Below are 14,733 nucleotides of genomic sequence, written 5' to 3' on the forward strand. Positions count from 1 at the left end.
CTCAGAAAGCGCTCGTAAATCTCAGAAAGCGCTCGTAAATCTCAGAAAGCGCTCGTAAATCTCAGAAAGCGCTCGTAAATCTCAGAAAGCGCTCGTAAATCTCAGAAAGCGCTCGTTCAGCGAGGAAAATTCCTCGCGAACGAGCGCCAAATTCCCTAAACAAAATAAAAACCGGCTTCTTCAGGTCATAAACATAACCTGAATAGCCGGTTTCATTTTAATCTACATACGTTACGATCTCTTCAACTGCTTTACGAGCCAGTTTTTTTGGCTGATCTTGCGGATGGCCGAGTGAGATTACCATGTTGATCTGCTTCTGAGCAGGTATATCTAAATAATCACGGATCGCATCCTGTGCTAATAAAACAGGACCCGTCATCGGGCATGACCCTAGACCGCGCGCATGGGCTGCGAGCATCAGATTCTGAATAGCAAGACAGCTGCTCTTGATGCCTTCTTCTTCCCAGACGGACTCTTCTGCAAGCTCGATCGGATCAAAGATTTTCTCACGAAACTTCGATTCATACGGAGTGGCTAAACAAATGATTAACACAGGAGCTCCCGAGAACGCTGTAGCATACGGACCGAATGAACGTGTCAGCAGTTTCGCTTCCTTCGTCTTCCCGTTCTCTTCTGCTTTTGCCGCTAGTTTGTGAATGGCATCCCAAGTCATTTCCTCAATCTTTTTCACTTTATCTCTGTTACGAATCACAATAAATTCCCACGTCTGCGAGTTTGTGTCACTAGGTGCATACCGGGCACAGTCCATGATTTCGTATAGATCTTCCTCTGCCACACCTTCATCTGTAAACTTACGGACGCTTCTTCTGCCGTGTACAATCTCTTTAAAATCTTCGTATTTCATGTTTGTCTCCTCTGACACAATTAATAGTTAACTACTCGTATTATACAAAAGATTGGAATGACCTACAAAAAACGTTAAAAACAGTGCTTATTTCGCACTGTTTTTAGGGGATATTTCTTTATTTTTATTACCCTTAATCCTTAATCCGACAGCGATTAGAGACGCTCCTAACAAAACACTGACGATGTAAAGTGAATCCGTATTAAAGCTGCCCTGCTGCACCACTGCTTTTTCCGCTTGGTTTCCAATAAAAAATGTACTGATTAGAACAATAACACCAGCTGTGATCAATCCTGCCTTGATCCATGGTTTCATATTCAAAACCACCTTTTCCCTTTTACATCTAACATATTCGAGGGAAAAAACAGAATACCTTTTTCAATAAAAACAAATCATTTGCACTAGTTTGCTTTACGCAAGTTCATTTTCTTCTCTACAAAAGACCGCACTTCATCTTCTACCTTTTTCTTAATAATAAATTCAACATAACGGCTCCCGGTATGGAAGCGGACAAGTCCCCAGCTTGGATAACCTGGGTTCTCTGCTTGCAGACCTGTTATCCATTCAACTGAATCAACCTGTCTCCACTCGTAGAAATGTTTTGCAGAAACGATGCCGTTTTTGCCAATAGCACCGCGCCAAATCTGCGTAAAATACAAGAAGATTAACAATAAAATCAAAATAAGCATCATGATGTTTACAATTAAGGATAACTTTAAGAAACTAAAGCCTTGCGTAATAATCGCAAAAATCACAATCTCATTCGTCCAAAAATTCTTTTGCGTATATTCTCCGCTATAAGATAATCCATAGACTGGCTCTGATTTCTTTTTATCATGTATGTTCTTAAAAAAATAATAGATCGCTGTTCCGATACCTGCGGAAATGATAATACCAAACACAACATCTAAGATGGTCCCCAAGAATATCTCCCCCTGTTCTCTCTGTATAGTATAACGTTTTTGGAATGGTAAAAGTTTCAAGTAAAAAACGCTGAAAGCAAGTTCAGCGTTTGAAAAACCATTTGTATGTTTTTATGCTCAGCAGGTTTAGGAATAAACCACCGGCAAGTCCAGCAATCATATCGAGAATATAGTGGATCCCTAGCTTTACACGACTGACTCCAATCATAATCAAAAAAAGGAATGAGACTAAAAGAGCCCACAAGTTTCTCCACATTCCTGATAAAAAGAGTAATAATCCATAAAACCCTGCAGCGTTCATTGTATGTGCACTTGGATATCCATACTTGCTTGCTTTAATTAATCGTTCCCATTCAGGAGGCTTTCTTTTAAACAACTGTTTAAAAAGTGCATTCAAAATCCTTATACCAATCACATTGAAAAGAATCAATTTGCTCTTGTCCCGATTCCCTGTATTTTGATAGCTGAAGAACAGCATCAGCCCAAGCGGAACTGTAAAAAATCCTGAACTGAGACGGGAGAAAATCACCATTAAAGGATTTGATAAAGTGTCTGAATCATAGATCGAACGACTCCACCTTTTATCTAGGGAGCGGTAGGGTTCTTGATTTCTGATTATCGTTAAAAACGCAAAAAATCCACCTGTAAACACCAGGCCTAGTAAAGGAAGCAGTGTATTACTTGTTCTCTTTTTTCGCCATAACATATAACATCACCCTGCTTAGGTCAAAGTTTGAGTTTATTTTCTCCGTTGACTTGTTTTCTATTCCAATAAAAAAGAGCACCCTCTCGTGGCGCTCTGTCTATCAATTGTTTATTTATGTTCGACCATCACGATAATTTTCCCGTCTTCTAGATCCTGCATATAACGTTCTGCATCATCTTCTGAAACATCCATTTTCACAAGAATTTCTTTCATATCGTTTTCCACGTCATCAAACATTGAGGCAAAAGGACCTGCAGCCAACAATGGTCCTACTCCTGGCACTCCGAGTCCCGGAACGGCAATTCCTCCGCCGATACCAGTTAAAAAGCCTGCGATCGTACCATATGTAGCACTATCCATATCATCGTCCAGCACTTTTTCTTCATTTACGTGTGTTTCATCGGCTACATTGTCAACGATCTCGTCATCTTTAGCTACGATCGAAATTTCTGATGCTTTATAGCCTTTTTCAACAAGTGCTTTAATCGCACCTACCGCCTCTTCTTCTCTCGCATATGTACCGATAATATCTTTTTTCATCTGTTTTCCCTCCAAACGGGTTCTTTACAAGTAGGTTCCCCTGTTCAGAGGGTTTTAAACAGTGTGTTAATCCTGCTCAAACCAGCCTTTTTTCTTAAACCATAAAGACATCATAATTCCTAACAAAATCATAACTCCGAGTACATAAAAGTACCCATACTCTGATTTCAGTTCCGGCATGTTAATGAAGTTCATCCCATAGAGACCCGCGATAAAAGTTAGAGGCATGAAGATTGTCGTTATGACCGTCAATGTTTTCATGATGTTGTTCATCCGGTATGAGTTAAGAGATATATAGTTGTCGCGGATATCTGATGTCATCTCACGAGCAGAAGTCATCATGTCTGTTAAACGGAGAAGGTGGTCGTAGATATCATGAAAATAAGAACGTTCTTCTGCATCCAGCCCAACGCGCTTGGACTCCAGCATGCGATAAAGAAGTTCACGCATAGGTACAACCGTTTTCCGCAATGAAAGGAGATCTGCACGAATATCAAAGATCTGGTTGATCAGTTTAGGTGCTTCATCATCCTCGTTGCTCTCAATCGAGATAACGCGCTCTTCAAGTTTATGCATGATGGGAAAATACATATCCACAAGCTTATCCATTAATTTATGAATGAGTTCATTTTTCCCAAGTTCAGGCGGAACCACCTTTAATCCTTTCACATAGTTCCAAACAAAATCGATCTCTGGAACTTCTGTTTTATGAAAGGTGACCACCATATTTTTTTTAGTGAAGAAATCTACTTCGGTTGCTTCGAGAGTTTTTTCATCCAGTGCATGAACAACGTAAAACAAATGCTCTTCGTAAAACTCTACTTTTGGTCTTTGCAAATTATTAACGCAGTCTTCTACTGCCAGCGGGTGGAAATTAAAAAATGACCGCAGCAAGTCCGTTTCTTTTTTTATCGGGCTGTCAAAATCAACCCACACCCAGTCTGCCTGGATTTCATTTAAGCGCTCTAATGGCGGATTTATGATTACTTTACGATCAAATACCGCTAACGTTCGAATCATAGGCAGCCCTTCTCTCTTTTCTTTTTATTATCATTACCCTTTTTGCCATAATGATTGAGCATTCATTTACAATAATGCAGGAATGAGTTTTTTCAAGAAAAGAACAAAAACGAATAATGGAAAAAGTGCTGCACCCTAAGCTACTTGTTTAGCGCATTTATAAGCTAAAAAAACCTTAGCCTGATGTTATCGGGCAAGGTAATTTTATGCTTCTTTTTGAGAGGATTCTAGTAAAGGTTCATACATCATGATGGCATGGTTTTCAGTCACATATTCATCGTCGATCTGCTTCTTTTGACGGTTAAATACTTTTCGGTGAATGAGGTTGTGCCGGAGATAACCTCCCCAATATGCAGGTGTAATCCAATGTTCTTTCTCATACACTTCGTAACTTTGTAAGGGTTCCTGATCTGACCGCCATTCACCTACTAGGTGTGTATCCGTTAAATATAGATGAAGCTGATATGTATTTTCTGTATGGTTAGTGATTTGCAGGTCCAAGTAATTATAGGCACATGTCGCTCCGCTTCCAAACGGCTGCGTTCTTTTGGAATCTGGAAACACATCATAACTGTGCCGATGACGTTCGGTAACGGTTAATGGTGTATGAAGCGTCATCCAGTAAATTAGATTAGATAACTGACAGAGTCCACCCCCAGTTCCCTTCTTGAACTTCCCATAAAAAAGCACCATTCCATCCACATACCCTTTTGCTTTAGTTGTCGTGCCAATACCTTTCCAATACGAAAAGGTTTCTCCTGGTTTTACTATCATCCCATTTAAGTGCTGTATCGCGATTTTAAGATTTTTTACCTTATTATGTTGATACCACATTTCTACATCCTTAAGCTTACGAAGAAGAATGGTTTGATGTGTAAAACTGACAAAAGGCAGTTTTTCATTTTTTATGGTTTTCGCGTATTTTTTCTTATCTGTATACCATTCCAGAAATCGCTTAAACGTATAATACTTTTTGCCTAGCGAAATTCGAAATGCAGATCTTTGCTTAGGACGCAGTTCGAAATGGTTCATCCTGTTAACCCCTTTTACACGATCTTGTCGCGGGAAATAAATTGTGTGGGGACAGTCCCCATTTCCCATTTTATTCTAATTCTTCATTTACCATTTATTTTCCTTTGATTTTTGAGTTATAGTGTATATGCTGTAAGTGGATTATTATATTTATGAGGTTTATATTTATATGAGTTAAATAAGTTTACGAGTTTGGAGGTTATTTTGGATGCTCGACAAAACGTTTTTACAAATGAATACGGTATTTATAAGCATCCTCATTGAAGCACTTCCTTTTGTTCTTATAGGAGTGCTCATTGCCGGAGTTATTCAGATGTTTGTTACCGAAGAGATGGTGGCACGCATCATGCCGAAAAATAAAGTGCTGGCTGTTTTGTTTGCAGCTTTTTTAGGTGCGATCTTCCCTGCCTGTGAATGCGGCATTGTCCCCATCACGCGCAGATTAATCGCAAAAGGGGTTCCTGTTTTTGCAGCGATCCCATTTATGCTTACAGGTCCTATCATTAATCCTGTTGTTTTATTCTCTACTTTTGTTGCTTTCGGGAATCAATGGGACGTAATGATTTACAGAGGCGGACTTGCGATGGTTGTCGCTGTACTAGTTGGATTTCTTCTCGCCGTTCAATTTAAGAATGCAAAAGTACTTAAAAACGAAATTTATCATTTGTCTAAGAATCCTGCAGCTAATGAAACCGCTGCAGCGATCGAAGCACAGCCTTTTTCTTTTTTCAGCAAACTTAAAGGAACATTCGTACATGCGGTTGAAGAATTTTTCTCTGTTGGAAAGTACCTTGTCATCGGTGCTTTAATTGCAGCAGGAATGCAGACGTACGTAAAGACATCTACGCTTTTAGCGATCGGACAAGGTGAGATGTCATCATCCCTTGTGATGATGGGCTTGGCTTTCGTATTATCGCTTTGTTCTGAAGCCGATGCATTTATTGCATCTTCCTTCCAAAGCACCTTTACAATCGGTTCCATCGTGGCGTTTTTAGTGTACGGACCGATGCTAGATGTTAAAAACGTGCTCATGATGCTCGCTGCTTTTAAGAAGAAATTAGTTCTAAGCCTTATTGGATATATAACCGTGCTTGTATTGATCGGATCATTATTCTTATAAAAAGGAGGTGCCATTACATGATACGCATCCTAATTCTAATCGGATTCACCTTTTTGTTTATGCACCTGCATGCTACAGGTGATATTAGTAAATACATCAACATGAAATATTCGTATATCTCTTTTTCAGCTATTTTTATCCTAGGTTTTCTGACGCTCGTCCAGTTCTATATATATGGAAAAAGCGAAGACGATGATCACGAGCATGATGAAACATGCGCTGTGGATTGCGGCCACGATCATCACAAGAAGCCGTCACGATTAAAAAATATGACGGTGAACAGCATTCTGATCTTCCCAATCATTTCAGGGTTGTTCTTCCCAATCGCTTCTCTAGACTCAGAGACAGTTAAAACAAAAGGATTTCACTTTAAAGGTCTCGAGAACGAAGGTGATTTTGGAGAGCATCAGTTCTTAAAACCTGACACTAGCGTGTATTACGGGAAAGAAAGCTACAACACCATTATGGATAAAGAGTTAAAGCCTTTTACAAAAGGCGATAAAGTCGTGCTTAACGACAAGAATTACCTGAAAGGAATGGAAAGCATCTATTATAAGCCGGGGATTTTCCTTGGAAAAGATGTTCAGTTTAAGGGCTTCACCTATAATGCGGAGGATCAATCAAAAACGAAAAGTAATGAGCTCTTTCTTCTCCGTTTTGGAGTGATTCATTGTATTGCAGATTCTGGGGTTTTCGGAATGATGGTTGAATTCCCAAAAGGGACTACATTCAAGAACGACAAATGGATCGAAGTCGATGGCACCATTGAAACGATGTATTATCAGCCCTTTAAAGCGGATATCCCTTATGTAAAAGTGAAAAGCTGGAAAGAGATCGACAAACCGGAAGAGGAATATGTTTATCGAGGGTATTAAGAAACCGGACGGCTTCGTCCGGTTTTTCTTTATATATTCTGCGATCGAATCAAGTTAACGACAATTTGGCCGAGCTGCCTACCGAGCGTGAGACCTTCATCATTATCCACTTTAAAGTGTACCCCTGCATACAGGCGGGACATCGCACACTCTTCCATCATTTGATTGATTCGAAATCTCTCTTGAGGAAAATAGTAACTCAAAACTGCTTCTGAGCAACCAGCCATAACAGCATGTGCTGAAGGATATCCCGGAAAACGAGGAGTAAACAAAACCGGTACTAAATTGCGGTCATATTGACAAGGACGCGCCACATCCCAAAGATATTTAAAGTGCCATGCCATTACAAAAGCATCATTGATAGCCGCGTGATAAAAACCTAAAAACCTGGCAGCTTTCGTGGATGCAATACCATACGTTTCCATCATGTTATAGATGACTGGTATCAATTGCTTGCTGACCTCTCCTGTTCCCCAGCTTTGTGCGATCCGGATCTGCTGAGGGGTTATATTTTTAAGCGTTTGTTGGACTATTATGAGTTCACTTTCCCAATCAATCGTATTTGGATTTTTGATGTTCCACTGAATAGTCTGACCAAATGGATCTATAAAATCTTGACCTCTTCTTGACACAAAAAACATCGGCCATGAACCCGCTTCTGGTGTAACAGCATTCATTGGGGGATATAGTTCTCCTGGGTAAGGAATTTGGGACCACCTTAAGTAATCTCTGCCGCTCATTGTACCTCCCCCTCAGAAGTTATTCATCATCCCATCATATGTGGGAAGGCAAATCCATTAGAACCGAAGAGGGGGTCTGACCCGGGTCTGACCCCCTACAATTCAGACACAATTCATACTAGGCAACCCGACTCATATTTGGTATCATTTTCCTTAAATCTCTCCGAGAAGGTGCTGACCATTTATGATCACTCTTAAACAATCGTTTAATCTAGTTGCCCCATCCTATGAAAGATATCGTCCAAATTACCCTGATCAACTCTATAAAGACATTTTTCATTACGCTAATTTACAACCAGAGGCTAACCCTCCTGGAAATCGGCTGCGGAACTGGAAAAGCAACAGAAGGTTTTATTGCACAAGATTTTACAAACATTACATGTATCGAATATGGCGAGAACCTCGCAAAGCTCACACAAGACAAGTTTTCAGCACATCCAAACGTAAAGATCGTTCATTCAGCTTTCGAGGACTGGCATTCAGATGACAAGTATGACCTTGCCTTCTCTGGAACCGCTTTTCACTTCATTCCAGCTGAAATCGGATATCCAAATACAGCTTCATCCTTAAAGAAAGACGGAGTATCTGCCTTCTTTTGGTTCGCTCACATCGCTTCCGACGAACCTGTTTATAAATCTATTAGAAGTGCCTATCAAAAGTATGCGCCGCACTTAGATGACAATACCATCCCCTCTATAGAAGAATTTATTAAAGAACGCAGCGACCTCTCTCTGCAATCCGGTCACTTTCATCAATTACAAGTTCATACGTACAAATGGGATCAAATCTACACACCACAAGACTATATCGGACTATTAAACACACATTCGGGGCATCAGGTGCTTCCACAAGAGCAAAAGGATAACTTATTCAGTGGAATTGAGAAAGCAATACTGAAACACGGGGAAACAATCATTAAAAAACACGCTGTAGCCTTATTTTTAGCCAGGAAAAAGCAACTTAATCTCGCCTAAAAACACACTTTCTACATCGACCAGAACAATCACATAAAAAAGCAGTACAATCACATAAATATCAAAGCGAATCACATAAAAAAACGGCTTAATCACATAAAAAAGACCCTCTATCACATAATTTAACAATAATATCCAATTCGTATCCTCCTCAACTGGACACACAAAAGAACCAGCGTCAGACTCAAGGTCTGCTCGCTGGCTCCCATTACACATTCTGCAATTTAACCGTTTCAAGAAACCGACTGTACTCTTCTAATCCATCTCTTGTGGCGATGTCATGATCAAACATCGGTACATAGACTTTGTCCGTATCTTTAAACATCTGTTTGATTTCCTCAAGATACGGCCGCTCTGCTTCTTTACGATTCCGCATGAACGAACCTTCTACATCCTCTGGGATCACTTTGTTCACAATGATCTTGCTTACGGAGATGCCATGTTCTTTTAAGGTATTCACGGCACTTGCGGTCTCCAGTATCGGAAGCCGCTCAGGGTTCAGAACCATCATATATGTTACTTTTTCCTTATCAATGATCAATTCTCTTACCTTACTAAACTTCTGCCTTCTGGCTTGCAGCACATCATAGATTGGGTCTTCTCTCGTTTCGCCGTCATACAGAAGCTGAGTGTAGTTGTCCTGGACTTTTTTACGTTTCTCCAACAGCCCATCCATCCAAACTCCCATGAATTCCGGTAAAAGGAGCAGCCTTAACGTATGTCCCGTCGGCGCTGTATCGAACACAACCGCATCATAGTCCTTGCTGTCCTCCAGCAAAATCGAGGTCATCTTATCAAATACAGCCGCTTCTGCAGCACCTGGTGATTTTCCTGCTAGATCCAGCTGGCGGTGAACCTCTTCAAGCATCGTCACTTTGACCAGTCCTTTAATATTTTGCTTCACCTGAGCCATGTACGTTATGGCCTCCTGGTCTGAATCAATTTCGATCAGATCCAAATTTGGTGCTACTTGTGTCTTCCCCTTGACCTTTTTAATCTGAAAAAGGTCACCTGTATTGTGTGCCGGATCCGTTGAGACGAGCAATGTCCGTTTTCCTTCTCTTGCGCACATTACAGCAAATGCAGAAGCCGTTGTACTTTTACCAACTCCGCCTTTTCCCCCAATAAAATATACCTTCATCTTTATCTCTCCTAACAGCAGCGAATTCCTTCTAAAGGTGATTTATCCATGCCCATCCTTACATGCCAATCGTGAAATTTATCGAGTAGCAATGGATACAGTTCAAGTGTGTAATAATAGGCAGGGTTTGGGATCCCAAGCATTTCTGAAACACATAAAAGCATAAAAAGATCCTCTTCATCTCTTAATTCTCTTGCTATCTCTGCACGGTGCGGCTGCTTCAAAATTTGATCATACAGATCTACCACGGCTTTTAATTTTTCTGTAAATGACATGATGCCTGCTGCCTCCTTCTTGAAAAGAAAGTAGAGACTATCAAAATAGCCTCTACCCTACTTCTTATTTACATATCCGTAGATAATGGTTCAACCGTCTTTTTCCTAAATGTAGACAGCGCTTCTAAGATGATCCAGAGCGTAAAGCCGAGTATCAAGCTTCCGAAGATAAAGAGCAGCATGTTCACATCATTATCTCCCATTCCAGACCACGTGAAGACAACCTGCTGAATCATCGCCCAAAGCGTCATGAAAAACACGAAAAGCATCGGGATCAGTGTTACCATGTAATTTCGTCCAAGACGTTTCAGCCAGATCGTGATAAGCAATAAGCTTATCCCCGCTAACAGCTGGTTGCTTGTTCCAAACAGCGGCCATAATAGGTATCCTCCAGATCCAAAACCGTTCGGGCCTTGCGGAAGAATAACAAGTGCTGTTGAAGATACAGCTGCAATGGACGTTGCAACGTGCTTCTTTTCTAATGAAGGCATGTTGTATTCAACACCAAGCTCAGAAATGATATAACGCATCAAACGAAAAGATGTGTCTAGTGATGTTGCAGCAAAACTTACGATGATAACTGCAACGATCGTAGCAGCAATATCTGCTGGGATCCAAAGTCCTGTAGCGAGTTGAGCCGCCCCTTGGATGAAAGCTCCGAGACCGCCCGAACTAGCAGCAGCAAAGCTGTTGTAAGTTGCTAAAAAGTCACCTTGAGTAGCAAAAACCGTTGAAACCGCAATGATTGCAATCAATGCAAGCGTCCCTTCACCAACAGCACCTGCATAACCTACAAAGCGTGCATCCGTTTCTTTATCAAGCTGTTTAGATGTTGTTCCTGAAGATACGAGACCGTGGAACCCTGAGATCGCACCGCATGCAATCGTGATAAATAATAACGGGAACCAAGGAACATCTCCTGCAGCAGCGTTCACAGCTGGAGCTGTAATTTTAGGCTGTAGGAAAACAAGTCCCAAGTAAAGCATTAACAAACCTACTACTAATTGGTGGGAGTTGATGTAATCACGCGGCTGCAGAAGCTTCCACACCGGAAGAACGGATGAAATATAGCAGTACACCATCAAAATAACAATCCAGACTAAGAATGACGATCCCACAGCTCCTAGACCAAAGATACCGGCAGCCTCAGCACCGCCAAAGTATTTTACTAGATCGATTTGAAGAAAAGGAACCTTACTCGAGAGTATGGCTGTTCCATACATAATCACCAATGCGATGATGGATGGGATAAGCATCTCTTTCTTTCTTTTGTATACTGCATAACCAATCCAAACCGCGAGTGGAATCTCGATAAAAATCGGCAGTACACTTGCTGGGAACTTAATAAACAGATTTGAAATTACCCATGCAAATACAGCGTTAACCATTAACATCAAGATAAGAATAATGAATAAGAACATAACCTTTGCACGTTTACCAATAATCGTGCTCGTAATCGTACCAACCGACTGACCTTTATGTCTTGCCGATAGGACGAGCGTTCCGAAATCATGGATACCTGCAGCAAATACTGTACCAAGTATCACCCATAAAAATGCAGGCAGCCAGCCCCAATACAAGGCAATCGCTGGACCTACAATCGGTGAAGCCCCTGCTACTGATGAAAAGTGATGCCCCCAGAGTACAAATTTGTTTGTTGGGACAAAGTCCACCCCATCGTTGAACTTGTGTGCCGGTGTTACATAATTCGGGTCCAGCTTATAGATTTTTTCAGCTACAAACTTAGAGTAATATTTGTACCCGAATGCAAACATTGCCATCCCAATAATGGCTAACCAAATGGAATTCATCTTTGATAACCCCCTCCTTATGACCTGGTCTTACATCTAAATCATAATTGAAAGCGTTCGCACTAGTCAATATATTCTGAATATTTACTTCAGAAAGAGCCAAAGAATTTCTCCATCCATTGTCCTGCTATTTACTTTTTGAATATTTATCTAGGGAACGAGTACTATTGTTTCGACATTTTGGAGGATTTTTATCGATTAGGCGAGAAATATGGAGAAAACAAAGAAAGGGGGAAAAGGAAATGAGTGAAGTGATTATTCGAAATCTGGTAAGACGTCATTTCACCAAGAAAAACATCCAAGACCCACAATTACAGCAGCTGCTCGTTCACTTTCTTCTTTCAGTCAGGAAAGAACGAAATTAGATAAAAGTTTCAGCAAGACTCAGCAATATTAACTTAAACAATCATTCATTTTAGAGCACCTGCATATTCAGGTGCTCTTTTTGTTGTAAAAAAAGAAAACCCTGAATCGGGTTTCGAAAGTTTTAGATAAGAATCTATCTTGATACCTTGCTGCTTCTTAATTGCCCCATCGATCTAGTTAGAATTTTTAACGAATGAACAACCGTATCCCGTTCGAATTCATTCATTTGCGAAAAGATCTCATCTAAATTTGAATTAACTATGATAGCAATATCATCTGCAGTCCGCTTCCCTTTTTCTGTTAAAGATAAAAAATAATATCGTTTATCTGCCGGGTTGGCACTTTTCATTACAAGTCCCATTTTTATAAGCGTCTGGATCTGCCGGCTGAAAGTTGTAATGTCAATTCCCAGCAAATCTGCAATCTGCTGCATGGAAGGTGCGTTCTGCTTATCAATTTCGTAAAGGATATGACTATGTACCAGTGAAATGCCTGACCCCTCAATACGGCAGCAATCTTTCTCAAGATTATTATATCTTCTGTTCAGAACATGAAATAAGCTTCTTACATCCTCCATATTTGACACCACCTTAGCTACCACTATAAGTGAAAATCTTTAAAAAAGAAAAGAAAATACTTATTAAAAAAATACTTGGAAAATTCAGGTGTGGAAGAAAGATTTGCTGAGGAGGATCGATGGGGTTTATATGTTTTTACGGTTCGTGTTCTTTTTTCTGTTACACGTTCGCCGAAAGAAAGGTCTTTTCCGCCGATAAACGTGTTATTTTCGCCTGTAAAAATACTGTTTCCGCCTGAAGTCGACAAATTCTCGCCGATAAGAACCGTTCTCCCTTCATCCATCAAGCGAAAAAGCTGCTACAATTTACTCAGGACATTATTAAGTATTCAGAAATTTTTTTACAAGAATAATTAATGACTGATCATGTTCTTTTGAATAGGATACTCAAAAAAACCTATCTACATAAGGCTTTTTCTGTGTCTTCAAGTGATTTCCTGCATCAAATAAAAGAAAATCAACCATTTGTTTTAGGATTTTTTTACTAAAAAAATTTAACTAATGAACATCATTTCTTTCCCATATTAGTCCGAAAGATGTAGAAAAATGTATAAAAAGGTTTTAATTTTTTTCCAGCGGGTAACCAATAGTATAGAGAAAAAGCAAATGACTTGGGGGTATCATCGAAATGAATAAAGTGGAGCAGAAACGCAGTAAGCTTGGCATTTGGCTCGAACGGCATAATAGAGATACTGACTGGTTAACACGAACTTCAGGTTTAGAAAGAAAAACTATAGAAGAATTAGCATCCAATCCTAGAAAAAGTCCAAGAATGATAACCATTCGTAAAATCTTATCTGCTGTTAAACGAGTTGATCCTACTATAAAAGTTAGTGATTTATGGGATTTGAATTAAAACGTGCACTCAAGAAAATTGAGTGCACGTTTTTTTTTCGTTAATCGTTTTTAAATATTGAAAACCAATCAAAAATTTCTCTGTCTCGTTCTTTTTCAAACTTATTCAGTGCATGATCTCCGTCAGTATAAAGAACATACTTATATTTTAGATTATTTTTCGTTAGTAATTCTGCGAGTTCTTCAGCATCTTTATAGTCCACGCGGGAATCTGCATCCCCATGCAGAATAAGTGTAGGCGTTTTAATTTTATCAGGCCAAAGTAATGCAGATCGTTCACAATATTCACTTCTTTTTTCTGAAAAGTCACCAATGCGATCAGCTAGAATACTCTCCATAGGGAATGCTAAAGGCCTGCGAAGTAAATTTGTCGGAGCACCAATCACTGCAGCCGCTTTTATATCAATTCCATACTTTATACAAAGATACGTCATCATACCCCCACGTGAATGTCCGATCATTACTTTATTTTTATTGTCTGCATAAGGCAGCTCATCTGCAAGCCAAGAAAGCGCGAAAACGTCCCGGACATCGTCACCCCCAAATGCATCCTTCCCCTCACCACCGTCATTCCCCCTATATTGAGAAGCTAAAACGACATATCCTTCTAAAGCATATTTGCTCAACCGATATAGACGCTCATCGTCAAGCTTTCCATATTCACCATTTCCTCCACGGTTATAGATAAGAACTGGCAGCTTGTTATCAGATCTTGGCCGAATAATAAAACCAACTACTCTTAACTCATCTACCAAATATTCAATCCTGAATATTGTGATTTGACCTTCGAAATCACTGTGCACAGGAACCTCAACTTTTGAAATTAGTTTTCCGTCATTTTTATTTCTTTTCATCCATCAAATCTCCCTTTTTATAAACTGAATAGGAACAAACCAATGTTAGGAAGAAGCGA

Annotated in this window: 18 protein-coding genes; 5 read left to right on the top strand and 13 right to left on the bottom strand. The window is 40.0% G+C overall.

Going from position 1 to position 14,733, the window contains the following annotated elements; genetic code table 11:
• Window positions 1-217 precede the first annotated feature (217 nt).
• The 7 genes from EV282_RS15045 to EV282_RS15075 all read right to left on the bottom strand — a co-directional run bounded on the left by EV282_RS15045 (window position 218) and on the right by EV282_RS15075 (window position 5,086).
• Window positions 218-865, bottom strand: coding sequence for a nitroreductase family protein (locus EV282_RS15045; protein ID WP_130296575.1), 648 nt, complete (start codon window positions 863-865; stop codon window positions 218-220).
• Between the two features lie 87 nt (window positions 866-952).
• Window positions 953-1,180 carry a hypothetical protein gene (locus tag EV282_RS15050; protein ID WP_130296576.1) on the bottom strand — a complete coding sequence of 76 codons (228 nt, stop codon included), beginning with the start codon at window positions 1,178-1,180 and terminating at the stop codon, window positions 953-955.
• 86 nt (window positions 1,181-1,266) lie between these two features.
• On the bottom strand, window positions 1,267-1,788 hold the full coding sequence (locus EV282_RS15055) for a hypothetical protein (RefSeq protein ID WP_130296577.1): 522 nt from the start codon (window positions 1,786-1,788) through the stop codon (window positions 1,267-1,269).
• Between the two features lie 82 nt (window positions 1,789-1,870).
• Window positions 1,871-2,494, bottom strand: a complete 624-nt coding sequence (locus EV282_RS15060) for a phosphatase PAP2 family protein (protein ID WP_130296578.1) — start codon at window positions 2,492-2,494, stop codon at window positions 1,871-1,873.
• A gap of 108 nt (window positions 2,495-2,602) precedes the next feature.
• Window positions 2,603-3,034, bottom strand: a complete 432-nt coding sequence (locus tag EV282_RS15065) for a general stress protein (protein WP_130296579.1) — start codon at window positions 3,032-3,034, stop codon at window positions 2,603-2,605.
• A gap of 66 nt (window positions 3,035-3,100) precedes the next feature.
• Window positions 3,101-4,054, bottom strand: a complete 954-nt coding sequence (gene corA / locus EV282_RS15070; RefSeq protein WP_207224305.1) for a magnesium/cobalt transporter CorA — start codon at window positions 4,052-4,054, stop codon at window positions 3,101-3,103.
• A 204-nt stretch (window positions 4,055-4,258) separates the two neighbouring features.
• On the bottom strand, window positions 4,259-5,086 hold the full coding sequence (locus tag EV282_RS15075; protein ID WP_130296581.1) for a VanW family protein: 828 nt from the start codon (window positions 5,084-5,086) through the stop codon (window positions 4,259-4,261).
• 208 nt (window positions 5,087-5,294) lie between these two features.
• Between EV282_RS15075 and EV282_RS15080 the strand changes: the two genes are divergently transcribed.
• The gene (locus tag EV282_RS15080; RefSeq protein WP_130296582.1) at window positions 5,295-6,206 is read left to right on the top strand and encodes a permease; all 912 of its coding nucleotides are present in this window, start codon (window positions 5,295-5,297) and stop codon (window positions 6,204-6,206) included.
• Window positions 6,207-6,223: 17 nt separating this feature from the next.
• Window positions 6,224-7,081 (top strand): TIGR03943 family putative permease subunit, encoded by an 858-nt coding sequence (locus tag EV282_RS15085; RefSeq protein WP_130296583.1) that lies wholly within the window; start codon window positions 6,224-6,226, stop codon window positions 7,079-7,081.
• Window positions 7,082-7,110: 29 nt separating this feature from the next.
• Here the strand turns inward: EV282_RS15085 and EV282_RS15090 are convergent, their stop codons facing one another.
• Window positions 7,111-7,821, bottom strand: a complete 711-nt coding sequence (locus EV282_RS15090; protein WP_130296584.1) for a vanadium-dependent haloperoxidase — start codon at window positions 7,819-7,821, stop codon at window positions 7,111-7,113.
• A gap of 227 nt (window positions 7,822-8,048) precedes the next feature.
• On the opposite strand from EV282_RS15090, the gene EV282_RS15095 reads away from it, so the two are divergent.
• Entirely contained in the window at window positions 8,049-8,795 is a 747-nt protein-coding gene (locus tag EV282_RS15095) for a class I SAM-dependent methyltransferase (protein WP_130296585.1), read from the top strand.
• Between the two features lie 208 nt (window positions 8,796-9,003).
• On the opposite strand, the gene EV282_RS15100 is transcribed toward EV282_RS15095, so the two are convergent.
• From EV282_RS15100 to EV282_RS15110, 3 genes are all read right to left on the bottom strand, one after another.
• A complete protein-coding gene (locus tag EV282_RS15100) occupies window positions 9,004-9,936 on the bottom strand; it encodes an ArsA family ATPase (protein ID WP_130296586.1) in 933 nt (310 codons plus the stop codon).
• A gap of 11 nt (window positions 9,937-9,947) precedes the next feature.
• Complete coding sequence (locus tag EV282_RS15105; RefSeq protein ID WP_130296587.1) at window positions 9,948-10,211, bottom strand: cory-CC-star protein; 264 nt, start codon at window positions 10,209-10,211, stop codon at window positions 9,948-9,950.
• 68 nt (window positions 10,212-10,279) lie between these two features.
• Window positions 10,280-12,022, bottom strand: coding sequence for a carbon starvation CstA family protein (locus EV282_RS15110; protein WP_130296588.1), 1,743 nt, complete (start codon window positions 12,020-12,022; stop codon window positions 10,280-10,282).
• Between the two features lie 242 nt (window positions 12,023-12,264).
• On the opposite strand from EV282_RS15110, the gene EV282_RS20620 reads away from it, so the two are divergent.
• Window positions 12,265-12,387 (top strand): hypothetical protein, encoded by a 123-nt coding sequence (locus tag EV282_RS20620; RefSeq protein ID WP_264191238.1) that lies wholly within the window; start codon window positions 12,265-12,267, stop codon window positions 12,385-12,387.
• Between the two features lie 134 nt (window positions 12,388-12,521).
• On the opposite strand, the gene EV282_RS15115 is transcribed toward EV282_RS20620, so the two are convergent.
• Window positions 12,522-12,965 carry a MarR family winged helix-turn-helix transcriptional regulator gene (locus EV282_RS15115; RefSeq protein ID WP_130296589.1) on the bottom strand — a complete coding sequence of 148 codons (444 nt, stop codon included), beginning with the start codon at window positions 12,963-12,965 and terminating at the stop codon, window positions 12,522-12,524.
• A 628-nt stretch (window positions 12,966-13,593) separates the two neighbouring features.
• Between EV282_RS15115 and EV282_RS15120 the strand changes: the two genes are divergently transcribed.
• Complete coding sequence (locus EV282_RS15120; protein WP_130296590.1) at window positions 13,594-13,821, top strand: XRE family transcriptional regulator; 228 nt, start codon at window positions 13,594-13,596, stop codon at window positions 13,819-13,821.
• A 40-nt stretch (window positions 13,822-13,861) separates the two neighbouring features.
• Here the strand turns inward: EV282_RS15120 and EV282_RS15125 are convergent, their stop codons facing one another.
• Entirely contained in the window at window positions 13,862-14,674 is an 813-nt protein-coding gene (locus tag EV282_RS15125) for an alpha/beta hydrolase family protein (protein ID WP_130296591.1), read from the bottom strand.
• Window positions 14,675-14,733: the final 59 nt, after the last annotated feature.

It is taken from the genome of Fictibacillus sp. BK138, from assembly GCF_004216955.1.
Taxonomy (GTDB): Bacteria; Bacillota; Bacilli; order Bacillales; family Fictibacillaceae; genus Fictibacillus.

Coding starts and splice junctions, on each gene's coding strand:
- EV282_RS15110 (WP_130296588.1), bottom strand. CDS start 12,022: ATGAATTCCATTTGGTTAGCCATTATTGGGATGGCAATGTTTGCATTC.
- EV282_RS15090 (WP_130296584.1), bottom strand. CDS start 7,821: ATGAGCGGCAGAGATTACTTAAGGTGGTCCCAAATTCCTTACCCAGGA.
- EV282_RS15115 (WP_130296589.1), bottom strand. CDS start 12,965: ATGGAGGATGTAAGAAGCTTATTTCATGTTCTGAACAGAAGATATAAT.
- EV282_RS15120 (WP_130296590.1), top strand. CDS start 13,594: ATGAATAAAGTGGAGCAGAAACGCAGTAAGCTTGGCATTTGGCTCGAA.
- EV282_RS15080 (WP_130296582.1), top strand. CDS start 5,295: ATGCTCGACAAAACGTTTTTACAAATGAATACGGTATTTATAAGCATC.
- EV282_RS15105 (WP_130296587.1), bottom strand. CDS start 10,211: ATGTCATTTACAGAAAAATTAAAAGCCGTGGTAGATCTGTATGATCAA.
- EV282_RS15065 (WP_130296579.1), bottom strand. CDS start 3,034: ATGAAAAAAGATATTATCGGTACATATGCGAGAGAAGAAGAGGCGGTA.
- EV282_RS15075 (WP_130296581.1), bottom strand. CDS start 5,086: ATGAACCATTTCGAACTGCGTCCTAAGCAAAGATCTGCATTTCGAATT.
- EV282_RS20620 (WP_264191238.1), top strand. CDS start 12,265: ATGAGTGAAGTGATTATTCGAAATCTGGTAAGACGTCATTTCACCAAG.
- EV282_RS15095 (WP_130296585.1), top strand. CDS start 8,049: ATGAAAGATATCGTCCAAATTACCCTGATCAACTCTATAAAGACATTT.
- EV282_RS15045 (WP_130296575.1), bottom strand. CDS start 865: ATGAAATACGAAGATTTTAAAGAGATTGTACACGGCAGAAGAAGCGTC.
- EV282_RS15050 (WP_130296576.1), bottom strand. CDS start 1,180: ATGAAACCATGGATCAAGGCAGGATTGATCACAGCTGGTGTTATTGTT.
- corA (WP_207224305.1), bottom strand. CDS start 4,054: ATGATTCGAACGTTAGCGGTATTTGATCGTAAAGTAATCATAAATCCG.
- EV282_RS15125 (WP_130296591.1), bottom strand. CDS start 14,674: ATGAAAAGAAATAAAAATGACGGAAAACTAATTTCAAAAGTTGAGGTT.
- EV282_RS15100 (WP_130296586.1), bottom strand. CDS start 9,936: ATGAAGGTATATTTTATTGGGGGAAAAGGCGGAGTTGGTAAAAGTACA.
- EV282_RS15060 (WP_130296578.1), bottom strand. CDS start 2,494: ATGTTATGGCGAAAAAAGAGAACAAGTAATACACTGCTTCCTTTACTA.
- EV282_RS15085 (WP_130296583.1), top strand. CDS start 6,224: ATGATACGCATCCTAATTCTAATCGGATTCACCTTTTTGTTTATGCAC.